This window comes from Micromonospora violae (assembly GCF_004217135.1).
In the GTDB taxonomy this organism is placed as follows: domain Bacteria; phylum Actinomycetota; class Actinomycetes; order Mycobacteriales; family Micromonosporaceae; genus Micromonospora; species Micromonospora violae.
The window spans coordinates 912,913-937,705 of the sequence record NZ_SHKK01000001.1; the positions used below are offsets into that span (position 1 = coordinate 912,913).

A 24,793-nucleotide genomic window follows, 5' to 3' on the forward strand; every position below is an offset into this window, starting at 1 on the left:
GGCATGCTGTTGCCGGACGCCGTTCGTCGTCGAAGGAGAGCGAAACAGCCGTGACGGAGACCCACAGCGCCGCAGCGCGCGGGGACAGTGGTCCGGAGGCCGCCCGACTGGTTGCCAGTCGCGTGCTGGACGTGCCCGACTTTCCCAAGCCCGGCGTCCTGTTCAAGGACCTGATGCCGCTGTTCGCCGACGGCAAGGTCTTCCGTGAGGTGATCGACGGGATCGTCGCGTACCACGGACGGGACACCTTCGACGTGGTGGTCGGCATCGAGGCGCGCGGGTTCGTCGTCGCGGCGGCCATCGCGTACGCGACCGGGGTGGGCGTGGTGCCGGTGCGCAAGGCCGGCAAGCTGCCCCGACCGGCGCACTCGGTCTCCTACGCGCTGGAGTACGGCGAGGCCACCCTCGAAGTGCACGAGGACGCCTTCACCGCCGGGCACCGGGTGTTGGTGGTCGACGACGTGCTGGCCACCGGCGGCACCGCCGAGGCGACGCTGGACCTGGTCGAGCGGGCCGGTGGCACCGTCTCCGGCTTCACCGTGCTGCTGGAGCTCGGTTTCCTGGGTGGGCGTGAGCGACTGGCGCCGCGTCCCGTCCACGCCCTGCTGACCGTTTGAGCCCGTCGATCCTCTACTGACCGTTTGATCCCGGACCCGTCGGATGGACCCGCGCCGACCGTCCGGCGGAGCGGCACTGGACCGTCTGTGCGGGTAGCATTGCCCTTTGCTGACGCCGGCGGTAACCCGTCCGGCGGGCGAGACCAGGTCGGCCGATCTTCGGCCGGCGTGTTTCCGGCGAGCGGTGAGGAGGCCGGTGTCCCACGATGTCGTCCCTCCGGCGGAGGGCACGGTGCACCCCACAGGCGACGCTGACGGCTCGGTGACAGACCGGACAGGCGACGCGCCGTCCCGGGTGACGGGCAACGGCTCCGGCAGGGTTTCCGACGCGAGCACGGTGCGTCCGACCAGTGGCCCGTCGAGCGCCGAGGCGTCACCCGGCGCCGACGGTGTCGTGGTGCCGTTCCCGACCGATGCCGGCCTCGACCCGTCGCCCAGCGGTGGCTTCGGGTTCTCCAACGCGCCCACGGGCCGACGGGTCCGGGCCCGGCTGGCCCGGTTCAACGCGCCCTGGCAGACCTCCCAGGTCAGCGAGGTGCTGGAGCCGCTCATCGCGAGCCACCGGGACAACCATCCCAAGGCGGACGCCCGGCTGCTCCAGCGCGCCTTCGACACGGCCGCGCGGTGGCACTCCGGGCAGTACCGCAAGTCCGGTGACCCCTACATCACCCACCCCCTCGCCGTGGCGACGATCCTCGGCAACCTGGGCATGGACACCACCACCCTGGTCGCCGCGCTGCTGCACGACACCATCGAGGACACGGAGTACACCCTCGACCAGATGCGGGCCGACTTCGGTGGCGAGGTCGCCCTGCTGGTCGACGGCGTCACCAAGCTCGACAAGGTCAAGCTCGGTGACGCGGCCAAGGCCGAGACGATCCGCAAGATGGTCGTCGCCATGGCCAAGGACCCGCGGGTGCTGGTGATCAAGCTGGCCGACCGGCTGCACAACATGCGCACCCTGACATTCCTGCCCCGCCCCAAGCAGGAGCAGAAGGCCAAGGAGACGCTGGAGATCCTGGCGCCGCTGGCGCACCGGCTCGGTATGAACACGATCAAGTGGGAGCTGGAGGACCTGTCCTTCGGCACGCTGTTCCCGAAGCGCTACGAGGAGATCAACCGGCTGATCGGGGAGCACCAGCCGCAGCGCGAGGCGCTGCTGCGGCAGGTGACGCAGAAGGTGCAGACCGACCTGAAGGCCGCCAAGATCAAGGCGGAGACCACCGGGCGGCCGAAGCACCTCTACTCGATCTACCAGAAGATGATCGTGCGGGGTCGCGACTTCAACGACATCTACGACCTGGTCGGCGTGCGCATCCTGGTCGACACGGTTCGCGACTGCTACGCGGCGCTGGGCGTGATCCACGCCAACTGGCAGCCGGTGCCGGGCCGGTTCAAGGACTACATCGCCATGCCCAAGTTCAACATGTACCAGTCGTTGCACACGACTGTCATCGGGCCCACCGGCAAGCCGGTGGAGATGCAGATCCGCACGTACGCGATGCACCGCACCGCCGAGTTCGGCATCGCCGCGCACTGGAAGTACAAGGAGCACAAGGGCACCCAGATCGTCGGCCCGCCGGCACACATCGACGAGATGACCTGGCTGCGGCAGCTGCTCGACTGGCAGCGTGAGGCGGCCGACCCGAGCGAGTTCCTCGACGCGCTGCGCTTCGACCTGTCCAGCCAGGAGGTGTACGTCTTCACCCCGAAGGGTGACGTCATCCCGCTGCCGACCGGGTCGACGCCGGTGGATTTCGCGTACGCGGTGCACACCGAGGTGGGGCACAAGTGCATCGGGGCGCGGGTCAACGGCAAGCTGGTGCCCCTCGAGTCGACGCTCTCCAACGGCGACGTGATCGAGATCTTCACGTCGAAGTCCGAGACGGCCGGCCCCACACAGGACTGGCTGGGCTTCGTCAAGAGCCCGCGCGCCCGTACGAAGATCCGGCAGTACTTCAACAAGGAGCGCCGCGAGGAGGCGATCGAGGCCGGCAAGGACGCGATCGTCAAGGCGATGCGCAAGCAGGGCATGCCGTTGCAGCGGATGCTCACCTCCGACGCCTTGATGTCGATCGCCCGGGACCTGCACCTGGCCGACGTGGCCTCGCTCTACGCGGCGGTCGGCGACAGCCAGGTCTCCGCGCAGTCGGTGGTGCAGAAGCTGATGGCCGCGTACGGCGGCGAGGAGGGCGCGGCGGAGGACATCGCCGAGACCGCCGTCGCCACCCGGCCGCCGCGCAGCCGGCAGAGCAGCAGCGACCCGGGCGTGGTGGTCCGGGGCGTCAGCGACGTCTGGATCAAGCTGGCCCGCTGCTGCACCCCGGTCCCACCGGACTCGGTGTTCGGTTTCGTCACCCGCTCCGGCGGGGTGAGCGTGCACCGCGACGACTGCGCCAACGCCGAGGACCTGCGCGCGCAGAGCGAGCGGGTGGTCGAGGTGAGTTGGAAGCTCACCTCCGCCTCGACGTTCCTGGTCGCCATCCAGGTGGAGGCGTTGGACCGGCACAAGCTGCTGGCCGACGTCACCCGGGTGCTCTCGGACGAACGGGTCAACATCCTCTCCGCCACCGTCACCACCACCCGCGACCGGGTGGCGGTGAGCCGGTTCAGCTTCGAGATGGCCGACCCGAAGCACCTGGGCCACCTGCTGGCCACGGTCCGCAAGGTCGACGGCGTCTTCGACGCCTACCGGGTCACCTCCGGGGCCTGACCACCCGTACCCCGAACACGACAGCGCCCGCCGGCTCAGCCGGCGGGCGCTTGGTCGTCTGCGCGGGTGTCAGCTCTGCGGCGGGCTCATCGTGAGGTCCTTGATGATGACCTCCTTCTTCGGGTGGCCGCCGCCGGCCTGCTGGGCGAACGCCCCGTCGTCGCCGGCCTTCGCCACGTCCTGGACGAGATCCATGCCGCCGGTGATGGTGCCCAGCACGGTGTACGCCGGGTCCAGCGGGGAGTCGCCGAACACGATGAAGAACTGGCTGCCGGTGCTCCCCGGGTCCTGGGACTTGGCCATCGCGATGACACCCTCCGGGTACGGCGGGCGCTTGTCGGTGGGCAGGTTCTCCTCGGCCATGCGGTAGCTCGGGCCGCCCTGGCCGTCGGTGTCCCGCCAGCCGTTGCCGGTGGCGCTGGGGTCACCGCACTGCAACACCTTGATGCCCTCGGTCACCAGCCGGTGGCACTTGGTGTTGTCGAAGAAGTTCTTCTCCGCGAGGTAGGTGAAGCTGCCCGCCGTGCACGGCACCAGCGACCGGTCGACCTTGGCGGTGATCGGGCCGAGGTTCGTGTCGATCGTCATGGTCTGCACGCCCGTGGAGGACTGCTGACTGCCCGGCACCCCCACGTCCTTGATCTGCGGGGGCCGCTGCTCGGTGGGCAGCGCGTTGTACGCGCACTCCGCCATGCCGGCCGCCGGCGCGGCGGTGTCGCTCTTGTCGTCGTCGCCGCCGAGGCTCACCGCCAGCCAGACGGTGCCGGCGACCACGAGCACCAGCGCGGCGGCCGCGCTGACGATCGCCGTCGTCTGGCGGCGCTTGCGGGCCTTGGCCGCGCGCTCGGCCATCTCCTTCTCGAGCCGGGCGCGGGCCGCCGCGCGCTGCCGCTCTCTGGTGGACGTCACGCCTGGATCCTCCTGGCTGTCTGCTGCTGAGTGCCGCTTGAGTGGGTGGTGGCGCCCGGTCAGCCGGCGCTCGGGCTGCTGGCCGGGGTGCCAGAGGCCGACGGCGCCGGTGCCGCACCGGTGACCGGCTCACCGACCGTGAGGCTCTGGATCGTCACATCGGTGCTGGGCTTGACCTTCGCCCCGGTCCCATTGTCCACGGTCGGGAGGGCACCGATCTTCTCCACCACGTCCAGCCCGCCGGTCACCCGGCCGATGACCGGGTACTTCGGGTCGGCGGTGGTGAAGTCCTTGAAGAAGATCAGGAACTGGCTGCCGTTGCTGCCCGGCGGGTTGGAGACCATCGCCACCGTGCCCTTCGGGTACGTCGGCGGCTGGCCGGGGGCCGGGGTGGCCGACGGTGACGCCGACGGCACGGTCGGCAGTTCCTCGTCGTAGAACGAGTAGGTCGGCCCACCGAGACCGGTGCCGCTGGGGTCGCCGCAGTGCAGCGCGCCCTCGGCGGTGATCTCGTGGCACTTGGTGTTGTCGTAGAACGACCGGCTGGCCAGGTGGGCGATGCTCGCCGCCGCGCACGGGGAGTTGGTCAGGTTCAGCTCCGCGGTGATCGGCCCGCCCTGGTTCGTGGTCACCGTCATGGCCCGGGTGCCGTCGGTGGGCAGGTCCTTGGTGGCCGGCGTGCCCACGTCCTTGAGGTTGGTGTTGGCCGTGGCGTCCTGCGGAGTCCAGAGGCAGGTGTCCTGCGCGGCCGTGTTCTGCTCCGGGTCGGAGTCGAACGCTCCGAGCGCCCAGGCCGAGCCGGCCACGACCAGCACGAGGATCAGAGCCGCGCCGACGCCGGCCTGGATCTGCCGTCGGCGCCGCGTAGCGGCGGCCCGGCGAGCCATCTGCCGGTCGAGCTTGGCCCGCGCCAGTTTGCGCTGCCGGTCCCTGCTGGAAGCCACCCGTGCTCCCCTTTCCTCTGCCTGGTCGTCGTCGGCGGCCGGTCGCTCCGGCCGTCCGAGCGTCACGTGTGCCGCGCCACACGCCCGCCAGAGTGTACGGCTAGTGACTGGGAATGTGGTGTACGAGGTCCACCCCGTCCCGAGCAGCGCTTATCGGAGGTTGTCACTGTGCCCCACGGGACGCCTGGGACGGGACGCGGCGAACTCGCTCGGCCGGCCCGATAGGCTGCTGGGCAGGACGACAGCTGCTCGACGGAAAGGACAGCGCCCGTGCTCGTGGCCGGCTTTCCCGCGGACGCCTTCGGCACCAACTGCTACGTGGTTGCCACCGCGCCGGGGGAGCAGTGCGTGGTGGTCGACCCCGGCATCGGGGTGCTCGACCAGCTCGACGCGCTGCTCGCCGAGCACCGCCTGCATCCGGCCGCCGTGCTGCTCACCCACGGCCACCTCGACCACACCTTCTCGGTGGCGCCGGTCTGCGGTGCGCGCGGCATCACCGCGTACGTGCACCCCGGCGACCGGGAGATGGTGGCCGACCCGTCCAAGGGCCTCTCGGCCGACCTGACGTCGCTCTTCGGCGGCCGGCTCAGCTACACCGAGCCGGAGGACGTGGCGGAGCTGACCGACGGCGCCACCCTCACGCTCGCCGGCCTGGAGATCGCCGTCGACCACGCCCCGGGCCATACCGGCGGGTCGGTGCTGTTCCGACTGCCCGGCACGGGGTCGAGGTGGGAGGCCGACGAGTTGTGCCTCTCCGGGGACGTCCTCTTCGCCGGGTCGATCGGCCGCACCGACCTGCCGGGCGGGAGCATGCCGGCCATGCTCACCAGCCTGCGCGACAAGATTCTTCCGCTGGCCGACGACACCGTCGTGCTGCCCGGCCACGGCCCGAGCACCACCATCGGCCACGAGCGCGCCAGTAACCCGTACCTCATCGAGGTGGCCGGCACGTCGCCGGCCGCTCCCACCCGGGGCCTCTAGATCTTCGTCCGCGCCGCGCGCGGACCCACGACACCACCGCGCCGCGGGCGCGGAACCGCAAGGAGTACGCCGATGAGCAAGCCCACGCCCATCTCCGGTTTCCCGGAGTGGACCCCCGGTCAGCGGATGATCGAGCAGTTCGTGCTCGACAAGATCCGGGCGACCTTCGAGCTGTACGGCTTCGCACCGCTGGAGACCCGGGCCGTGGAGCCGCTGGACCAGCTGCTGCGCAAGGGCGAGACCTCGAAGGAGGTCTACGTGATCCGGCGGTTGCACGCCGACGCCGAGGGTGCCGGTTCGGACGATCAGCTCGGCCTGCACTTCGACCTGACCGTGCCGTTCGCCCGGTACGTGCTGGAGAACGCCGGCAAGCTGAGCTTCCCGTTCCGCCGCTACCAGATCCAGAAGGTGTGGCGGGGTGAGCGGCCGCAGGAGGGCCGCTACCGGGAGTTCGTCCAGGCCGACATCGACATCGTCGACCGGGACACCCTGGCGTCACACCACGAGGCGGAGATGCCGCTGGTGATCGGGGACGCGCTGCGCTCGTTGCCGATCCCGCCGGTGACCATCCAGGTGAACAACCGCAAGATCTGTGAGGGCTTCTACCGGGGCATCGGGCTGACCGACCCGGAGGCGACGCTGCGTGCCGTGGACAAGCTCGACAAGATCGGGCCGGCGAAGGTGACCGAGCTGCTGGCCCAGACCGCCGGGGCGAGCGAGGCGCAGGCCAAGGCGTGCCTGGCGCTGGCCGAGATCTCCGCCCCGGACGCCTCGTTCGCCGACGCCGTCCGGGCCCTCGGGGTGAGCGACCCGCTGCTCGACGAGGGCATCGAGGAGTTGGCCCGGGTGGTGGAGACCGCCGCCGAGCACTCGCCCGGCCTCTGTGTGGCGGACCTGCGCATCGCCCGTGGTCTGGATTACTACACCGGCACCGTCTACGAGACCCAGCTGCGCGGCTACGAGCGCTTCGGCTCGATCTGCTCCGGCGGCCGGTACGACAACCTGGCCAGCGCCGGCGCCGTCTCGTACCCGGGGGTGGGGATCTCGATCGGGGTGACCCGCCTGCTCGGGCTGCTCTTCGGCGCGGGGGAGCTGTCGGTGTCCCGGGAGGTGCCGACCGCCGTGCTCGTCGCGGTGACCAGCGAGGAGCAGCGTACGGCCAGCAACCGGGTGGCCGAGGCGCTGCGGCGGCGCGGGGTGCCGACCGAGGTGTCGCCGAGCGCGGCGAAGTTCGGCAAGCAGATCCGTTACGCGGAGCGGCGCGGCATCCCGTACGTCTGGTTCCCGGGTGCCGAGGGGGCGCCGGACGAGGTGAAGGACATCCGCTCCGGTGAGCAGGTCACGGCGGGTGCCCAGGAGTGGATGCCACCCCTGGCGGACCTCAAGCCGGCGGTTGGTTGAGCGGCCCCACTGGCGCTAACGGCCGCGGGGACCTACGGTAGCGTAAGTTACGCCACCGTAGGGAGTTTCTCGTGACCGTCAGCACCACATTGAGTCAGACCGCGCTGCTCGTCGAGTTGGAGCCGGTGGTCGCGCGCAACCTGGACCGCCATCTCTCGCTCGCCAAGGAGTGGTTCCCGCACGAGTACGTGCCGTGGAGCGAGGGGCGGACCTTCGACGGGCCGCTCGGCGGCGAGGCGTGGTCAGCGACCGACTCCACCATCCCGGACGTGGCCCGCACCGCGCTGATCGTGAACCTGCTGACCGAGGACAACCTGCCCTCGTACCACCACGAGATCGCCACCCTGTTCGGCCGCGACGGCGCGTGGGGCACCTGGGTGCACCGCTGGACGGCCGAGGAGGGCCGGCACGGGGTGGCGATCCGCGACTACCTGACCGTCACCCGGGCGGTCGACCCGGTGGCGCTGGAGCGGGCCCGGATGACGCACATGTCGGAGGGGTACACCAACGCCCACGGCGACGAGGTGCTGCACTCGCTGGCGTACGTCTCGTTCCAGGAGCTGGCCACCCGGATCTCGCACCGCAACACCGGCAAGGCCACCGGCGACCCGGCCTGCGAGGCGCTGCTGGCCCGGGTGGCTGCCGACGAGAACCTGCACATGGTCTTCTACCGCAATCTGCTCGCCGCGGCGTTCGAGTTGGCGCCGAGCCAGGCCATGCGGGCCGTCGCCGACGTGGTGGCCGACTTCCAGATGCCGGGCAACGGCATCGAGGGCTTCGCCCGTAAGTCGGTGGCGATCGCCCTGGCCGGCATCTACGACCTGCGTCAGCACCGCGACGAGGTGTTGCAGCCGGTCCTGCGTCAGTGGGACGTCTTCAACGTGACCGGCCTCGACGCCGACGGCGAAGCCGCCCGCGAGCAGCTGGCCGCCCAGATGGAGACCCTCGACCGCGCCGCCAGCCGCTTCGAGGAAAAGCGCGACGCGCGAGCCGCCCGCCTAGCCCCCCGCTAACCCCCACCCCCACCCACCCACCCCCACCCCCACCCACCCCCCCTCCCCGCCCCCTCTGCTCGTGTTGATCAAGAGGTTTCGGTCACCGGAAGCCGGTTTTCTGACGCAAACCTCTTGATCAACCCGGCTTGGGCGGGGGCCCGGGGGCCGGGGGCCGGGGGTGGGGTTTGGGGTTGGGTTAGGGGAGGGGGAGGAGGAGGCAGGTGCTGGTGGCGTGGGCGATCAGGCGGCCGGCGGCGTCGGTGATGCGGGCCTCCGCCAGAGCCGTGCGGCGACCGCGTTGCAGCACCGTGCCCTCGCAGCGCAGGGCGCCACTGTCGACGGTGACCGGGCGGAGGAACTTCACGTTGAGGTCCAGCGAGGTGTAGCCGACGCCGGCGGGCAGGGTGGTGTGTACGGCGCAGGCGGCGGCGGTGTCCAGCAGGGTCGAGAGGACGCCACCGTGGACGCTGCCGAGCGGGTTGTAGTGGAACTCCTGCGGGGTCAGTTCGACGACGACGCGACCCTCGTCGGCTTCCATCCGAGCCATGTCGAGAAGGTGCATCACCGGCGGCGCGGCCAGGTCACCGGCGATCATCGCCCGGAGCATGTCGAGGCCGGTGCGTTGACCGACCTGGGCGGCGTTGACGGACGGGTCCGCCCAGGTGAAGGTACGGCTGCGCGCTGGTTCCTGCGTCTGCGTCATGGACGCAGCCTGGCAGCAGGTTGCTGAGTCTGTCAACGAGATCTAGCCTGGTCGCATGCGACCCGCGGCTCTGGACTGGTCAGTGGAGAACTGCACCATCGCCCGGGCGATGGAGATCCTCGGTGAGCGGTGGACGCTGGTGGTCCTCCGCGAGGTGTTCACCGGCGTACGCCGCTTCGACGACATGCGGGTGCGCACCGGCATTCCGCGCCAGGTCCTGACCAACCGGCTCGCCAGCCTGGTGGAGCAGGGCCTGTTGAGCCGTGAGCCGTACCGGGAGCCCGGCAGTCGGCTGCGCCACGAGTACCGGCTGACGGAGAAGGGTCTGGATCTGTGGCCGGTGCTGGTCGCCGTCCTCGGCTGGGGCGACCGGTATCTCGCCGACGCGGAGGGCCCGCCGCTCAGTGTCCGGCACCGCGACTGCGGTGCCGAGGTGCGCGCTGAACTGCGCTGCGCCGACGGGCATGACGTCAGTCGGTCACGCGACGTGGTGCCCAGTCCGGGGCCCGGCGCCCGTCGGCGTACCCCCTGATTCCCCACCCGCCGCAGCGCCCGTCCGGCCGCACCGCCGTCGGCGGCGCGCCAGGCAACACCAAAGGCATCGATGATCGTGCGCGCCGAGAGTGGATCGGGCGTCGATCGGGTGTGACGCCGACTGTTCACCGGTGGGTCTGAAGTGTTGCGGCCGTGTGGCCGGCCAAGATCGGGAAATCCGGGCGAATTCAAACCTTGTTAATGATCTTAAGTATGTGAATACTTCAGTCTCAGCCGGCCGGTTTCCCCAGATCGGCCGGGTTGCCCTCGGGTCAGCCGCCCCCGGTAAGACCCGCTCCCCCGCCCAGGAGGTTGTTACATGCGACCCACGAGGTCATCATTCCGTGTTGCGGCTACAGTCGCCGTTTCCGGAACCCTGGTCGTCGGCTCGCTCATCGGCGCGCCCGCCCAGGCCGCTCCCGCCGCGTCGCCCGACGCCGCCGCCGCGATCTCCGCGGAACTCGGCGACCGCTCCGCCGGCTCGTACATCGACGCCAGCGGCAAATCCGTCGTCACGGTGACCGACGCGGCCGCCGCCAGCAAGGCGAGCAAGGCCGGCGCCGTCGTCCGCTACGTCACCCGCGGTGCCGCCGAGCTCAACCGGGCCACCGCCGACCTGGAGCGCTCCGCGAAGATCCCGGGCACCGCCTGGTGGAGCGACCCGGTCACCAACCAGGTCGTCGTCTCCGTCGACAGCACCGTCACCGGGGCCAAGCTGGAGCGGGTCAAGGCCGCCGCCGCGCGGGCCAACGGCGCCGTCCGGGTCGAGGCCGAGGCGGGCGTGCTGAGCACCCGGATCTCCGGCGGTCAGGCCATCTACGCCGGCGGCGGCGGGCGTTGTTCGCTCGGCTTCAACGTGCGCAGCGGCAGCACCTACTACTTCGTGACGGCCGGGCACTGCACCAACATCTCGTCGAGCTGGTACTCGAACTCCGGCCAGACCGCGCTGCTCGGCACCCGTGCCGGCACCAGCTTCCCGGGCAACGACTACGGCATCGTGCGGCACAGCAACTCGGCCAACGCCGCCGGCAACGTCTACCTCTACAACGGCAGTTACCGCGACATCACCGGTGCCGGCAACGCCTCCGTCGGCCTGTCGGTGCAGCGCTCGGGCAGCACCACCGGCCTGCGCAGCGGCTCGGTGACCGCGACCAACGCCACGGTGAACTACGCCGAGGGTTCGGTCTCCGGCCTGATCCGCACCAACGTCTGCGCCGAGCCGGGCGACAGCGGCGGCTCGCTCTTCTCCGGCAGCACCGCCCTGGGTTTGACCTCCGGCGGTAGCGGCAACTGCCGCACCGGTGGCACGACCTTCTTCCAGCCGGTCACCGAGGCGCTCAGCCGCTACGGCGTCAGCGTCTTCTGATCCCCGCACCGCTCGCGGGCCGCCGGAACACTCCGGCGGCCCGCGTCGCGTGTGCGGCCCGTCTCAGGCCAGCTGATCCGGACCTTCCGCTGGTCGCAGGGGATCCGGGGGTACGACGCCAGGCAGCGCCGGACCGACTGAGGTGGTGCCACCGGTCGCCCACGCGAGGTGTGCCCGCCGTGCGGAAAGGACCGCCAGCAGCGGCCACAGCGACACCGCAACCGCCGTGACCCGCTCCGCCAACCCGGTGCGGGATCCGCTGGTCACCTCGAAGGCGCACCAGCCGAAGAGGGCGAGCAGCACGAGCGTGGCGCTCAGTCCCACGCTCCGACGGAACGCCCACGGCGGTTGCGCGACCCCTGGGTGTGCCCAGTCCCGGCCGCGTGGCAACCGCAGCGCCGAACCCGCCGGCCACAGCGCCAGGGCGAGGACCGCCACCGTCGCGGCGATGCCGTGGCTGAGTGACCCCCCGACCGGCGGGCGGGGGAAGGCGACCAGCGCGATCGTGGCCACCCCACCGACCGCGAGCAGGAACCGGCTCGGCAGCCCGGCCGCGTGCAACACGGCGGCGACCGACAGGTAGCAACAGCCGAGCAGCACCAGGGCCACCACCATGATCCAGGCGTCGGTGGCGTCCTGGCCCGCCAGCTCGCTGATGGTGTCCCGGACCGGGTCATAGCCGGTGGGCTGCCGCACCTGCGCCACCGTCCAACCGGCCACCAGCACTACGGGCGCGGCCGCCGCCGTGGCGACGGCCCAGTTCGGTACGGCGCGCATTTCGTCACGTTAACCGGCGAGACGGCCGGGGGAGCCGGGTTCGCCCGGACCCGGGTTGGCCCGGCGGTCAGCCCTCGCTGACGGCGGCAGCGGTGAAGACGACCGACCCGCCCGGGTACTGGCACTGGACGCGAAGCGTCAACTCGTCGGCACCCTCGACGTCCGCCACGAGGTCCCGTGGAGTGTCCATCCTGGCGTCGAACTGCTGCCCGCGCGTCACCCGGGTGATCGTCCCGTCGGTCTGGCGGGTCGCCACCTGCGCATAGACGTGGACAACACCCGCACGCTCGTCCGGAGAGGGAAAGAACGGCCGTACGGTCGACGTCAGATCGAGGTATCGGCGGTGCAGGCGAAAGGTGACGTCCCGCTGCTTGTCCGCGCCCGAATTCGACGGACAACCAATGACGATCGGTCGGTCGTACTGAGGCTGACCGGCCAATTGTCGGGGGAGCTTTACGAGATTCGCCGCGCCAGCCTCGACAGCCAAGGTGTCCAACCGGACGGACCCCGACGCATTTGTCGGCGGCGGTGTGCCCGTCTCGGGGCCGACGCTTTCCGGACCGGCAGGTGAGGGGTTGGCGGGCCCGGCACCCGCCGCCGGCGAGGTGGCCGCCGGCGTGCCCGACCCCGCCCGCCAGTCGAAGACGTCCCGCGCCAGCGCGACCGTCGCGACGAGCACCCCGGCGGCGGCGAGGCCCGCCGCCCACGCCGCGCCGCGGCGGGACGACGCCGACGTCTCAGTGGAGTCCTGCATATCCGGCATCTACCTTTCCGCCAGGCAACGTGGCACGTGGATCGCCGGCGACTGACAACTTTCCGTCAACTCGCGTCGGCGAAGAATACTCTCTCCCGGGCGGTGGCGAGCGCCTGATACGGTGCCGACCCCAGCCTGAATAACGAATTTCCCCCATCCGACGTTGACTTCTGGCGATGCAGGAGGTTTTGCGGTGAGCCACCCAGGTCCGCAGCCAGAAAAGCGCGACCCCACCCCCGTTCCTCCGTTGGCACCGCCTGCGGGTGCCCCGCCCGCGCCCCCGGGGCAGGCCGGGCCGGCGCCCTTCGCGAGCGGCGTCGGCCTCGGTGCGCCGCCACCGGCCGCGCCCAGAGGCAGCAGCAGACTGGGTGTGGTGGTGATCGGCGTTGCCGTCCTGGCGCTGCTGCTCGCCCTCGGCTCCGCCGCCGTCTCCTGGCGGGCGCTGGACCAGGCGCAGACCGCCCGGGACATCGCCTCCGCCCGCGGGCCGGCGGCCCCTTCCGCCCCCGCAGCCGAACCGATCCCCTCCGGCCCAGCTGTGTCTGCCGACCCGGAGCAGACGGCCGCATCACCTGAGGAGCCGCCGCGATCGCCGGGAACGCCGCCCGAGATCACCGCGGAGACCGTCTACAAGCCCAAGTACGAGAACCAGAGCCTCACCCTGAAGACGGCGGATTGCTTCGCGAAGATGCAGGTCGATCTCGACGAGCCGCGGGCCAACGTGGGGTCGGGCAAGGCAGACGTGGAGCTCGGCTGTCGAAACAACACCCCGTGGTTCGAGTTGGCACCCGGCGTGGAGGGCAGCGAGGCCGCGAAGGCCGGCATGAAACCGGGCGAGTGCGGGGACGCCATCCGGTCGGCTCCGATCGCGGCGCAGACCCGGGTGCCGCTGCGTAAGGGCTCCTGGCTCTGCGTCACGACCAATTTCCAGACCGCGTCGGCACAACGGGACGAGTGGCGGATGATCCTGGTGGAGATCGTGTCTATCGGTAATGACGGCGCGGTCGTCATCCGGGCCACGGCCTGGGACATTCCGACGGACTGAACCGTTCGGCCACTCGTCGACCCGCCCCGCTCGGGTGGCGGGGTCGGCGGGTGGCGCGGATGGTTTCCGACGCTCCTGACAGAATGCGGAGGCAGACCGCACCGCAGATGAGGAGACGTACGTCGTGATCCGTACCCATGATGCCGGAAGCCTGCGCGCCGCGGACGCCGGCTCGACGGTGACGCTCGCCGGCTGGGTGGCCCGCCGCCGCGACCATGGCGGGGTCATCTTCGTCGACCTGCGCGACGGCTCCGGGGTTGTCCAGGTGGTGTTCCGCGAGGAGGACGCGCACGCGCTGCGCAACGAGTTCTGCGTGAAGGTCGTCGGCGAGGTGACCCGCCGGCCGGCCGGCAACGAGAACCCGGACCTGCCCACCGGTGAGGTCGAGGTGACCGCCGTCGAGCTGGAGGTGCTCTCCGAGGCGGCGCCGCTGCCGTTGCCGGTGGACGACCAGATCGAGGCCGGCGACGACATCCGGCTGCGGTACCGCTACCTGGACCTGCGCCGCAGTGGCCCGGCGAACGCGCTGCGGCTGCGCTCGCGCGCCAGCCAGCTCGCCCGGGGTGTGCTGCACGAGCGGGACTTCCTGGAGATCGAGACCCCGACGCTGACCCGTTCGACGCCGGAGGGCGCCCGCGACTTCCTGGTGCCGGTGCGCCTGCAGCCTGGCAGCTGGTACGCGTTGCCGCAGTCGCCGCAGCTGTTCAAGCAGCTGTTGATGGTCGGCGGCATGGAGCGGTACTACCAGATCGCCCGCTGCTACCGCGACGAGGACTTCCGCGCCGACCGGCAGCCGGAGTTCACCCAGCTCGACATCGAGATGTCGTTCGTCACCGAGGACGACGTGATCGACCTCGGCGAGGCGATCGTCTCGGCGCTGTGGAAGGACCTGGCCGGGCACGAGATCACCCGACCGATCCCGCGGATCACCTGGCACGACGCGATGGCCCGGTACGGCTCCGACAAGCCGGACCTGCGCTACGGCGTCGAGCTGACCGAGCTGACCGACTACCTGCGCGGCACCGAGTTCCGGGTCTTCGCCGGGGCGATCGACGCGGGCGGCTACGTCGGCGCGGTGGTGATGCCGGGCGGCGCGGCGCAGAGCCGCAAGGAGCTGGACGGCTGGCAGGACTGGGCGAAGGCGCGCGGCGCGCGCGGCCTGGCGTACGTGGTGCTGGACGCGGAGACCGGCGAGGCGCGCGGGCCGGTGGCGAAGAACCTCTCCGCCGAGCACCTGGGCGGGCTCGCCGACGCGGTCGGGGCCAAGCCGGGTGACGCGGTCTTCTTCGCCGCGAGCGCCACTACCCGCGAGGCGCAGGAGCTGCTCGGGGCGGCCCGGGTCGAGATCGCCAAGCGGTCGGGTCTGATCGACGAGAGCGCCTGGGCGTTCTGCTGGGTGGTCGACGCGCCGATGTTCGAGCGCACGGACGAGGGTGGCTGGACGGCCGTGCACCACCCGTTCACCTCGCCGAACGCCGAGTGGGTCGACCGGTTCGAGGAGGCTCCGGACCGGGCCCTGGCGTACGCGTACGACATCGTCTGCAACGGCAACGAGATCGGCGGCGGGTCGATCCGTATCCACCGCGGTGACGTGCAGAAGCGGGTCTTCGACCTGCTCGGCATCACCGCCGAGGAGGCGCAGGACAAGTTCGGCTTCCTGTTGGAGGCGTTCAAGTACGGCGCGCCGCCGCACGGCGGCATCGCGTTCGGCTGGGACCGGGTCTGCATGCTGCTCGCCGGCGCGGACTCCATCCGTGAGGTCATCGCGTTCCCGAAGACCCGGGGTGGCTTCGACCCGCTGACCAGCGCCCCCACCCCGATCACCGCCCAGCAGCGCACCGAGGCGGGCATCGACGCCAAGCCCAAGCCGGCAGCGACGGCCCACACCGGCACCGCCGGCCCAGCAGCCCCGGTAGCCGACCCGGTCTAACCCCCCCGGGTATCTCCCCCTCTCGCCTCGTTGATCATGGGGTTGGCGGGCCCACGCGTCGGCGTGTCGCTCGTTAACCTCATGATCGACCTAGGTGGGGGAGTGGGCTGGCATGCGGGTGCTGGTCGCCGAGGTGCGGCCGGACACCGTGGTCGCGACCCCCTATCGGTACGACGACTGGGCGGTCACCGCCGACGGGGCCGCGTACGTGGCCGTCGCCGCCGTCGAGGTGGGGGCGCGGCTGGTGCACGTGTCCAGCGACGCGCTGCACGCCGGACGACCTGTGCCGTACGGCGACGACGAACCCCCCACGCCGGTGCACGCGTACGGTGCCGCGAAGGCCGCGGCCGAGACCGCTGTGCGGGCGATCGACCCGGGTGCGGCCCTGGTGCGGACCTCCCTGATCGTGGGGGAGGGCAGCAAGCAGATCCAGCTCTGCCGGGACGCTCTCGCCGGCCGGGCCACCCTGTTCAGCGACGAACTGCGCTGCCCGATCGACGTCACCGACCTGGCCGACGCCGTGCTGGAGCTGGCCTGCTCGTCGTACGCCGGGCTGCTCAACGTGGCCGGCCCGGACCCGGTCAGCCGGGCGGAGCTGGGCCTGCTGGTCGCCGAGCGGTACGGCATCGACCCGGCCGGGCTGAAGACCACCACCAGCGCGGCCACCGGCCTGATCCGCCCCCTTGACGTACGCCTCGACTCCACGCGCGCCGCTGGCCTGCTGCGGACGCGACTGCGTGGAGTGCGTGAGGTTCTCGCCCGCTGACTGCGTGCACACTTTCTATGCACAACACTTGTGCATAGAAAGTGTGCAGAGATAGTGTGCAGTCATGGCGAACGATGAAGACGTTCCACGGGCGGCACTACGTGAGGTCCGCATCGACAAGCGGCAGGTCCGGGTCCTGGCGCACCCGCTACGAATGCGGCTGGTTGGCGCTCTGCGTGTGAAGGGGCCTGCCACCGCCACCACCCTCGCCGAACTACTCGGCACCAACACCGGCGCGACCAGCTACCACCTGCGCCAACTCGCCGAGGTCGGGCTCGTCGTCGAGGATCACGACCGGGGCAGCGGGCGGCAACGGTGGTGGCGGGCGGCGCACGACGTCACCAATTGGGAGCCGAGCGACTTCGACGACGACCCTGACGCGCGGGCCGCGATCGAGTGGATCCAGGGTGACCAGGTGCGTCTCCTCGTGGAGACCGCCGAGCGCTGGTTCGCCCGCCAGCACGAGTGGTCACCCGCCTGGCGGGACGGCTTCGGCATGGGCGACATCTTCATGACCATCCCGCCCGACCGGCTGGAGGAACTCAAGGCGGAGGTGTGGCAGGTGCTGGAGCGCTACCACCGCGAGGCCGAGCCCGCCGCCACCGACCCCGAGGCCCGCCCGGTGCAGGTCTTCCTGGCCGCCTATCCGCTGCGCGAGGGCCTCCAGTGAGCGCGCTGACCGTACGCCAGGTTCGGCGTCGTTACCTCACGCTCTACGGCCTGCGGTGGCTGCCGACCGGTCTGATGATTCCGGTGATGGTCCTGCTGATGCAGGAGCGGGGCCTGTCGCTGCCGCAGATCGGCCTGGTCTACACGGCGCAGGGCCTGCTGGTCCTGGCGCTGGAACTGCCCACCGCCGGGGTCGCCGACGCCCTGGGGCGTCGGCCCGTGCTGCTCGCCGCCGGAGTGCTCAACCTCGCCTCGCTGGCGCTGTTCGCGGTGGCCGACTCGTTCGTGCTGTTCTTCATGGTCTGGGCCTTGCAGGGCATCTATCGAGCGCTGGACAGCGGCCCGTTGGAGTCCTGGTATGTCGACGCCACCCTGGCCGCCGACCCGGAGGCCGAGTACGAGCGCGGCCTCGGCTACGGCGGGACCGTCGTTGGTGCGGCCATCGGCGCTGGCGCGTTGCTCAGCGGCGGCCTGATCGCGCTCGGCCCGATCGGGCCGGTCACCGCGCTCACGGTGCCCGTGCTGGCCGCCATCGTCGCGCAGGTGGCGGCGCTCGTCGCGCTGGTGGTGCTGTTGGTCGAGGAGCGGCCGGCCACCGGGGTCGCGGCGATGCGGGCCTCGGTGGTCCAGGCGCCCCGGATGATCGGCCAGGCGGTCGGGTTGCTGCGGCGCTCCCGGGTGCTGCTGGCGTTGGTGGCCGTCGAGCTGTTCTGGGGTTTCGGCATGGTCACCTTCGAGTCGCTGCTGCCGGTACGGCTCGCCGAGGTGATCGGTAACCCGGAACGCGCCGCGGCGCTGCTCGGGCCGGCGAACTCGGCCGCCTGGCTCGCCTCGGCCGCCGGCGCGGCCCTGACCCCACTGCTGCTGCGCTGGTTCGGCGCTGCTCCGGGCGCGGCGCTGCTGCGCATCCTGCAGGGTGTGACGGTGGCCGGGATGGGGTTGTTCGCCGGGCCGGTCGGCGTGCTGGTGGCCTACCTGGCCTGCTATGCCGTGCACGGAGCGTCCAACCCGCTGCACAGTGGGCTGCTGCACCGGCAGGTCGACGGCCCGTACCGGACCAGCGTGCTCTCGCTGAACTCGATGATGGGGCAGCCGGCCGGTGCGCTCGGCGGGGTGGCGCTCACCGCGCTGGCCGCCGCCACCAGCATCAGCACCGCGATGGTGGTCGGCGCGGTGGTGCTGGCCGTCGCCGCCCCGCTCTACCTGCCCGCCTGGCTGGCCGGCCGTCGGGCCGCACCCGCCGTCGACCAGACAGCGGTCCCGGTTCCCGCCGCCGATCGTTAGCGAAGACGCCTCGCCTGACCGGCCGGATCGCCGGTCAGGCGAGGCGGATCGAGCTGAGCGGGAGGGTGTTCGTGTAGCCGAGGCGACGGTACAGTCGGGCCGCGCCGACGTTGTGCGTGTAGACGCCGAGCCCCACCAGGTCGTGGCGCGCCAGCAACGCCCGGGTCATCCCCGCGGTCAGCGACGCGCCCAGCCCTCGCCCTCGGCGGTCGGGGGCGACGGTCAGGCCGGCGAGGAAGCCGATGTCACCCTGGCTGCGGTCCGCCCCGCACGCCACCAACCGGTCGCCGGCCCGGATGCCGTACCAGTCGATCACCCGTGGGTCGCCCGGCCGCGAGGTGCTGCTGGGGAACGACTCGTCGACCAGCGCCGCCAGCGCCGGCTGGTCGGTGTCGGTGAGGCGGACCACCGGCTGCTCGTCCGGCTGGGGTGGTGGTGACGTGTCGGTCCAGTGGAAGTCCCAGTCGCTGTGCTCGGCCACCGCCAGCCGGCCGGCCAGCTGACCGCGCTCGTGTCGAGGCAGGTGCAGCCGTTGCCCGGGCTGGAGCACCCCGTCGGCGGCGAGCGCGACAGCGATCTCCAGCGCTGGTTCGGCCGGGCCGATCGCGCAGCCGGCCGGTCCGTACTCGGGTGGGACCAGCCACAGCACGGCGCCGTCGCGCCGGTACCCACGCGCCGGCGTGGCCCGTCCGAGCGCGTGCCGGGCGAACGGGTGACGGCCGACGGCGGCCAGAACGGCGCTCCGGTCCTCGAGCACCTGGTCGTCGATGATCATGCTGCCCAGCCTAGGAGCCCGTGGTGGGACGCCCGCGCCGGGCCGTCTCGGCACGGCCACCTCCACCGTGGAGATTGGCGAGTCGACCGATTGGGTACATCACGCGCCGACCTACTGGGAACCCCCACCGGAGGACCGACATGCTCGCCATTCTCGCGGCCATCGTCTTTGGCTTCGCCCTGCTGCTCGACCTGCTCGGCACCGACTTCGGAGCGCCGGACCTGTTCAACTGGAACACCCTCGTGCTCATCGGGCTTCTCCTGCTCTCGCTCTACCTGGCCGGCGTGGGCAGCGGCCCGCGCGGCGGTGGCGGCGGCCGCTGGTACCGGGGCCGGCGCCCCGGTCGTGGCTGACCGGAACCGATCACCGGTGGCGGGTCCGCGGCGCGATTCCGGCGTCGTGGGCCCGGCCCGGTACTGTCTTCGTGATGGAGTCCGACGCCCTCTTCTCCCTCGGTGAACCCGCCGGGTCGCGCAGCGCGCCCGCCGGCCCCGCCGGTGTCGACGGCTTCACCGCGGTGGCCGACGATTCGCCCCTGCCCGTACGGATGCGCCCGGTGACCCTCGACGAGTTGGTCGGGCAGGAGCACCTGCTCGCTCCCGGCGCACCCCTGCGGCAACTGGTCTCCGGCGGTGCTCCGATGTCGGTGATCCTCTGGGGCCCGCCGGGCAGTGGCAAGACCACCATCGCGCACCTGGTGGCCGGGGCGACCGAGCGCCGCTTCGTCGCCATGTCGGCGCTCTCCGCCGGGGTGAAGGACGTCCGGGCGGTGATCGAGGCGGCGCGCCGCCAGCGCCGTTCCGGCGGCCCGCAGACCGTGCTCTTCATCGACGAGGTGCACCGGTTCAGCAAGACCCAACAGGATTCGCTGCTCGCCGCGGTCGAGGACCGTACGGTCACCCTGCTGGCGGCGACCACCGAGAACCCGTACTTCTCGGTCATCTCGCCGCTGCTCTCGCGGTGCGTGCTGCTCACCCTGCAACCGTTGGACGACGAGGCGGTGCGGGGCCTCCTGCGCCGCGCGGTCGCCGACAAGCGTGGCCTGGACGGCGCGCTCACGCTGACCACCGAGGCCGAGGACCATCTGGTCCGGCTGGCCGCCGGTGACGTCCGCAAGGCGCTCACCGCACTGGAGGCGGCGGCGGCCTCCGCCACGGCCCTGGGCAGCGCGCGGATCGACCTCGCCACCGCCGAGCAGGCGGTCGACGTGGCGGCGGTGCGCTACGACCGCGACGGTGACGCCCACTACGACGTGGTCAGCGCCTTCATCAAGAGCATGCGCGGCTCGGACGTGGACGCGGCGGTGCACTGGCTGGCTCGCATGCTGGTCGCCGGTGAGGACGCCCGGTTCATCGCCCGTCGCCTGGTCATCTTCGCCAGCGAGGACGTGGGCATGGCCGACCCGACGGCGTTGAGCGTCGCGACCGCCGCCGCGCACGCGGTCGAGTACGTCGGGCTGCCCGAAGCGCAGCTCAACCTGGCCCAGGCGGTGATCCACCTGGCCACCGCGCCCAAATCCAACTCGGCCACCACCGCCATCGGCGCGGCGATCGCCGACGTCCGGGCCGGTCGCGGTGGCCCGGTGCCGCGCGGGCTGCGCGACGCGCACTACGCCGGTGCCCGAGGGTTGGGCCACGGGACCGGTTACCGCTACCCGCACGACGACCAGCGCGGCGTGGTCACCCAGCAGTACGTCCCGGACGATCTGGTGGGCACCGACTACTACCAGCCCAGCCCGCACGGCGCGGAGCGGTCGGTGGCCAGCCGACTGCCGCTGCTGCGCCGGATCGTGCGTGGTCTGCCGGCCCCGGCCGCCCGCCCGGAGACGCCGACATCCGAGGCGTCCGTAACGGCGCAGACCGCGCCAGCGCTATCCCTGGGGGCCGTCCGTCCGACGACGGCCACGGGTGCCCCCGGCACGATGCAGGACAGCGGCACCGACGCCGCAGGAGAGGGTCAACAGTGAGATCGCGTGGTGGGGACCGCCCGGACGAGGGCCCGGACGAACGGCGCGATCCCCGCGCCAAGACCCGCCGTTGGGGTCGCGGCCGGGCGGCGGAGCCCGAGCCGGAGGAGCCGGTCGCCGGCGAGGAGTTCGGCTGGATCGACGACCTGCGCTCGGCCAAGCAGCAACGCACCGAGCTGGGCCCGGACGGCGCGCCGGCGCAGCCGAACCGAGCCCGCGCGGGCATGCCACCGGCCGACCCGGCGGCACAGCCCGGCCCCCGCACGCCAGCCGAGCCAATCGGCGCGCGCGGCAGCGGGCCGGAGCCCTCGACGCCGCCGCCCCCGCGCCAGAACGACCCGGCCGCCCGTCGGCCCGTCGACGGCCCCTGGCCGGGCGAGACGCCGCCAGCCGGCCGCCGCCCGGATGACCGGCCACCTGCCGCAGGCCCCGGCGCGGCGGGGCAACCCCCGCGTCGCGGCGTGCAGCCGCCGCCCGGCGCCCGGGCTGCCGTACCGCCGTCGCCACCCACCGCTCGCCCGGGCGGGGGTGACCCGACCGGCCCGCAGGGGCCTCGCCCGGCACCCGACGCCCCCGGCGGCCCGGCCCGTTCTCGCGGTGCGGCGGCCCCGGCCGGCCCGCCCGTCGGCCCACCGTCCTCAACCACCCCGGCGGGTCGTCGCCCGGACACCGCCGCTTCGCCGGGCCGTCGCCCGGAGACCGCTGTTCCGCCGGGCCGTCATCAGGACGCCGCCGCGCCGGCTGGCGTGGTGCCACCGGTCGCCGACGGCCCACGGCCCGACCCCGCCGCCGATCGTGACCCGCGTACCGCCCGCCGTCGGCCGGGTCCGGCCGACCCCGCCGCCGCCGAGCCCACCGGGCGGCGCGCCGCCGAGCGTCCCCGCCCGGCAGCCGGCGGGCGTCGCCGCGCCGCCGAACCCGACGAGCCGGTGGTGCCCCGCTCGGGCAACGCGCCACCCGTGCCCCGCCCGGGCGACACATCACCGGTTCCCCGTCCGGGCAACACACCGTCGATGCCCGAGGCGACCGGCACGCACAGCGGCGCCCTGCCCACCACCGGCACGCACAGCGGCGCCCTGCCCACCACCGGCCCCGCCGACGGCACCGGTCGCCGCCGGGTCGTCTCCGATGAACCGGAACGCCGAACGCCACCCGGCGGCGAACCCCGCCTGGACCGCCCGGAGCGGCCCGCGGACTGGCTCCGCCAGGCCGGCCGCCTGCCACACACCGACCCCGGCCTACCGGTGGTCAACCGCCGCGACGGCAACCCGCCGGCCGGGGGTCATCGCGCGGCACCGCCCACCGGGGCGGGGGACCTCGCCGACCAGGCGTCCGGTCGGCTCGCTGCGCCGGACCCGGCCGCGGACCGCACCGCCGCCCGCCGGCCCGCCGGCCCACCGGTCGACCCGGGCGCGGACGCGACGCCCGGTCGTCGCGCCGTCCGACCCGACGCGTCGGGATCCGCCGGGGAGCAGGGGGCGGCACCCTATCCACCGGCCGCTGAACGGCCCGCCCGTGGGCGGGGCGCAGCGGTGCCACCCACGCCGGACGCCACCGGTCGTCGTGGCCGTGCCGTGGCCGGGCAGCCTGGCCCGGACGCACCGCCCACCCCGGACCCGACCGGTCGTCGTGGCCGGGCGGCGGCGCAGCCTGGCCCGGACGCACCGGCCACCCCGGACCCGACCGGCCGGCGACGTCGTCCACCAGCCGAGCCCGGCCCCGACGCAACGTCCGGCCCCGGTCGACCCGGGCCCGCGAGCGACCACGGCGACGACACCTACACCGGCGGGCGGCCCGGTTCCGGTCCTGCGATTCGGGGCGCCGCCCGCTCCGCTCCACCCGGCCGCGCCCGACCCATCCCCGGCGACGCGCCGGCACCCGGTGCCGGGCGTCGCGGCGCTGACGGCCCACTGCGCCCCGGCCCGGGTGTCGAGGCGGCACCCCGGGACGTGACCCGTCCGGACGGTCCGGCTCGTGCGGCGGTGCCGCCGGGTGTGGACGGTCCGCCACGTTCGCGCCCGGACGGTCCGGCCCGCGCCGCTGTCCGCCCACCCGGCGCGCCGCCGCCCATCGACGAGCGGCCGACCGGTGAGCCGGGGCCGACCGGCCCGGCCCGTGCCGGTGCGCCGGTCGGCCGGCCCGCGCCGGCCGACCGTGCCGCCGGACGTGCCCTGCCTCCGCACCGGGAGCCCGGTCGTGCCGAGCCGAGCGGTGTCGCACCCGTGCCACCACCCGGACGCGCTGGCGAGCCGGTCGGTGTGGCCCGGGCCGCGGCCGTGGTGCCCTCGGCGACCGGCCCGATCGAGCGGCCAGCTCCGGATCTCTCCGACGGGCCGGCGTTGCGCGCGGCCGGCCAGGGCGCTCCGGACGACGACGCCGCACCGGGCGCCCGTTCCGAGGAACGCCGGCAGACCCGGGAACGACGCCGCCTGCGTGCGGCGGCGTTGGTGCTGGTCAGCGTCGTGCTGCTCGGTGCGGTGCCGCTCTTCTTCGGCATCCGGACACTGAGCCGTGACCCGGTCTTCGACAACCTGGACCAGCTCGGCGTGCCCGGTTGGGCGGCCGCGAAGACCGTCGACGACGTCAGCGGCAGCCGGTGGTGCCTGCTCGACTGCCGGCTCCGTGAGCGCACCGTGACCTCGGAGAAGTCGCCCGAGGAGACGGCGAAGGTCTACGAGGACGCGCTGCGCCAGGACGGGTGGCGGCCGTGGAAGGTGAGCCGCTGCCCGGAGCAGCAGACGAAGGGCAGCTACACCTGCTGGCGTCGCGACGAGCTGACCCTCGACCTGTGGGTACGTGAGCCGACCTGTGTGCCACCGCCGGTCGACGGCGAGCCGGCAGTCGTGCCGTCCGACGATTCGTCGGCCGCTGCGACCGAGTGCACCGGCTCGTTGGTGTCGGTGAAGGTGCGCAATGCGATCGACGACGAGCGGACCAGGCCGCAGCCGACGAACGACCCGTCACTGACCGGTGAGGATCCGTTCCCCACGGTCAGTGGGGATCCGCTGGGTGAGCTGACACCCTCACCGTCCTGAGCCGGTCTCCATCACGGACGGTAGGGTCTGGGGCTGGCGGGCACGCCCGCTACCGGTGATCGTCGACGGCTCGGCGGCCGGTACGGGTGCCATGGTTGTGCGTTCCGGGGACGTCGGGTCCTGCGGAACCCTGCTTGAGGAGGACAGGCGTGGGCGACATTGGAGCGATCGCGGCGCTGATCGCGGCATGCGCGTTCGCGGTGCTGGTGCTCATCCTGACGCTGCCCATCCTGCGGTTGCGACACACGGTTGACGCCACCACTCGCATGATCAACGAGCTCAACGACCGGACCGCACCGCTGCTCGACGACGTGAACGCCACGGTGAAGAACGTCAACACCGCGCTGGAGCAGGTGCAGACCTCGCTCGACGGTGTGAACCTGCAACTGGCGAAGGTCGACACCATGACCAGCCACGCGCAGAACGTCACCGCCAACATCGCCAACCTGACCGCCGTCGTCTCCGCCGCGGCCGCCAACCCGCTGGTCAAGGTGGCCGCGTTCGGCTACGGGGTGCGCAAGGCCGCCGCCGGCCGCCGGCACGCCGAGACCGAGCGCGAGGTGCGCGACACCATCAAGCAGCAGCGCCGGGCCGCGCGCCGCGGCAACAGCTGACCGGCCGGCCCACCA

22 protein-coding genes are annotated in these 24,793 nt (G+C 72.5%); 16 read left to right on the top strand and 6 right to left on the bottom strand.

Annotation, left to right across the window (positions count from 1 at the left end; translation table 11 throughout):
• Positions 1 to 50: 50 nt before the first annotated feature.
• Positions 51 to 617 (top strand): adenine phosphoribosyltransferase, encoded by a 567-nt coding sequence (locus EV382_RS04060; RefSeq protein ID WP_130400300.1) that lies wholly within the window; start codon positions 51 to 53, stop codon positions 615 to 617.
• 196 nt (positions 618 to 813) lie between these two features.
• Positions 814 to 3,330: a RelA/SpoT family protein gene (locus EV382_RS04065; protein ID WP_130400301.1), complete on the top strand. Its 2,517-nt coding sequence runs from the start codon at positions 814 to 816 to the stop codon at positions 3,328 to 3,330.
• A 69-nt stretch (positions 3,331 to 3,399) separates the two neighbouring features.
• Here EV382_RS04065 and EV382_RS04070 read toward each other — a convergent pair whose 3' ends face one another.
• Together EV382_RS04070 and EV382_RS04075 are read right to left on the bottom strand one after the other, a co-directional pair.
• Positions 3,400 to 4,239, bottom strand: a complete 840-nt coding sequence (locus EV382_RS04070) for a peptidylprolyl isomerase (protein WP_130400302.1) — start codon at positions 4,237 to 4,239, stop codon at positions 3,400 to 3,402.
• Between the two features lie 59 nt (positions 4,240 to 4,298).
• Positions 4,299 to 5,183 (bottom strand): peptidylprolyl isomerase, encoded by an 885-nt coding sequence (locus EV382_RS04075; protein ID WP_130400303.1) that lies wholly within the window; start codon positions 5,181 to 5,183, stop codon positions 4,299 to 4,301.
• A gap of 270 nt (positions 5,184 to 5,453) precedes the next feature.
• On the opposite strand from EV382_RS04075, the gene EV382_RS04080 reads away from it, so the two are divergent.
• The 3 genes from EV382_RS04080 to EV382_RS04090 all read left to right on the top strand — a co-directional run bounded on the left by EV382_RS04080 (position 5,454) and on the right by EV382_RS04090 (position 8,578).
• Complete coding sequence (locus EV382_RS04080; protein ID WP_130400304.1) at positions 5,454 to 6,164, top strand: MBL fold metallo-hydrolase; 711 nt, start codon at positions 5,454 to 5,456, stop codon at positions 6,162 to 6,164.
• Between the two features lie 72 nt (positions 6,165 to 6,236).
• Complete coding sequence (hisS, locus tag EV382_RS04085) at positions 6,237 to 7,565, top strand: histidine--tRNA ligase (RefSeq protein ID WP_130400305.1); 1,329 nt, start codon at positions 6,237 to 6,239, stop codon at positions 7,563 to 7,565.
• 71 nt (positions 7,566 to 7,636) lie between these two features.
• On the top strand, positions 7,637 to 8,578 hold the full coding sequence (locus EV382_RS04090) for an acyl-ACP desaturase (protein WP_208758304.1): 942 nt from the start codon (positions 7,637 to 7,639) through the stop codon (positions 8,576 to 8,578).
• 178 nt (positions 8,579 to 8,756) lie between these two features.
• On the opposite strand, the gene EV382_RS04095 is transcribed toward EV382_RS04090, so the two are convergent.
• Entirely contained in the window at positions 8,757 to 9,263 is a 507-nt protein-coding gene (locus tag EV382_RS04095) for a PaaI family thioesterase (protein ID WP_130400306.1), read from the bottom strand.
• 55 nt (positions 9,264 to 9,318) lie between these two features.
• On the opposite strand from EV382_RS04095, the gene EV382_RS04100 reads away from it, so the two are divergent.
• A complete protein-coding gene (locus tag EV382_RS04100) occupies positions 9,319 to 9,795 on the top strand; it encodes a winged helix-turn-helix transcriptional regulator (RefSeq protein WP_130400307.1) in 477 nt (158 codons plus the stop codon).
• A gap of 321 nt (positions 9,796 to 10,116) precedes the next feature.
• Positions 10,117 to 11,163: a S1 family peptidase gene (locus EV382_RS04105; RefSeq protein WP_130400308.1), complete on the top strand. Its 1,047-nt coding sequence runs from the start codon at positions 10,117 to 10,119 to the stop codon at positions 11,161 to 11,163.
• A gap of 63 nt (positions 11,164 to 11,226) precedes the next feature.
• Here the strand turns inward: EV382_RS04105 and EV382_RS04110 are convergent, their stop codons facing one another.
• The gene (locus EV382_RS04110) at positions 11,227 to 11,940 is read right to left on the bottom strand and encodes a DUF998 domain-containing protein (RefSeq protein WP_130400309.1); all 714 of its coding nucleotides are present in this window, start codon (positions 11,938 to 11,940) and stop codon (positions 11,227 to 11,229) included.
• 67 nt (positions 11,941 to 12,007) lie between these two features.
• Positions 12,008 to 12,694, bottom strand: a complete 687-nt coding sequence (locus EV382_RS04115; RefSeq protein WP_130400310.1) for a hypothetical protein — start codon at positions 12,692 to 12,694, stop codon at positions 12,008 to 12,010.
• Between the two features lie 373 nt (positions 12,695 to 13,067).
• Here EV382_RS04115 and EV382_RS33750 point away from each other — a divergent pair, with 373 nt between their 5' ends.
• From EV382_RS33750 to EV382_RS04140, 5 genes are all read left to right on the top strand, one after another.
• The gene (locus tag EV382_RS33750; RefSeq protein ID WP_130400311.1) at positions 13,068 to 13,739 is read left to right on the top strand and encodes a hypothetical protein; all 672 of its coding nucleotides are present in this window, start codon (positions 13,068 to 13,070) and stop codon (positions 13,737 to 13,739) included.
• A 124-nt stretch (positions 13,740 to 13,863) separates the two neighbouring features.
• Positions 13,864 to 15,669 (top strand): aspartate--tRNA ligase, encoded by a 1,806-nt coding sequence (gene aspS / locus EV382_RS04125; protein ID WP_130400312.1) that lies wholly within the window; start codon positions 13,864 to 13,866, stop codon positions 15,667 to 15,669.
• Between the two features lie 94 nt (positions 15,670 to 15,763).
• A complete protein-coding gene (locus EV382_RS04130) occupies positions 15,764 to 16,435 on the top strand; it encodes a sugar nucleotide-binding protein (protein ID WP_425271863.1) in 672 nt (223 codons plus the stop codon).
• 64 nt (positions 16,436 to 16,499) lie between these two features.
• Positions 16,500 to 17,105, top strand: coding sequence for an ArsR/SmtB family transcription factor (locus tag EV382_RS04135; RefSeq protein WP_130400313.1), 606 nt, complete (start codon positions 16,500 to 16,502; stop codon positions 17,103 to 17,105).
• A complete protein-coding gene (locus EV382_RS04140) occupies positions 17,102 to 18,388 on the top strand; it encodes an MFS transporter (protein WP_130400314.1) in 1,287 nt (428 codons plus the stop codon). Before EV382_RS04135 ends, EV382_RS04140 begins: the two co-directional genes overlap by 4 nt.
• A 34-nt stretch (positions 18,389 to 18,422) precedes the next feature.
• On the opposite strand, the gene EV382_RS04145 is transcribed toward EV382_RS04140, so the two are convergent.
• Positions 18,423 to 19,163 (bottom strand): GNAT family N-acetyltransferase, encoded by a 741-nt coding sequence (locus EV382_RS04145; protein ID WP_130400315.1) that lies wholly within the window; start codon positions 19,161 to 19,163, stop codon positions 18,423 to 18,425.
• Positions 19,164 to 19,303: 140 nt separating this feature from the next.
• Between EV382_RS04145 and EV382_RS04150 the strand changes: the two genes are divergently transcribed.
• From EV382_RS04150 to EV382_RS04165, 4 genes are all read left to right on the top strand, one after another.
• The gene (locus tag EV382_RS04150) at positions 19,304 to 19,516 is read left to right on the top strand and encodes a hypothetical protein (RefSeq protein ID WP_124855015.1); all 213 of its coding nucleotides are present in this window, start codon (positions 19,304 to 19,306) and stop codon (positions 19,514 to 19,516) included.
• 74 nt (positions 19,517 to 19,590) lie between these two features.
• Positions 19,591 to 21,129, top strand: coding sequence for a replication-associated recombination protein A (locus EV382_RS04155; RefSeq protein ID WP_130400316.1), 1,539 nt, complete (start codon positions 19,591 to 19,593; stop codon positions 21,127 to 21,129).
• Positions 21,130 to 23,468: 2,339 nt separating this feature from the next.
• Positions 23,469 to 24,164, top strand: a complete 696-nt coding sequence (locus EV382_RS04160; RefSeq protein ID WP_130408425.1) for a hypothetical protein — start codon at positions 23,469 to 23,471, stop codon at positions 24,162 to 24,164.
• A gap of 149 nt (positions 24,165 to 24,313) precedes the next feature.
• Positions 24,314 to 24,778 carry a DUF948 domain-containing protein gene (locus EV382_RS04165; RefSeq protein ID WP_130400317.1) on the top strand — a complete coding sequence of 155 codons (465 nt, stop codon included), beginning with the start codon at positions 24,314 to 24,316 and terminating at the stop codon, positions 24,776 to 24,778.
• Positions 24,779 to 24,793 lie beyond the last annotated feature (15 nt).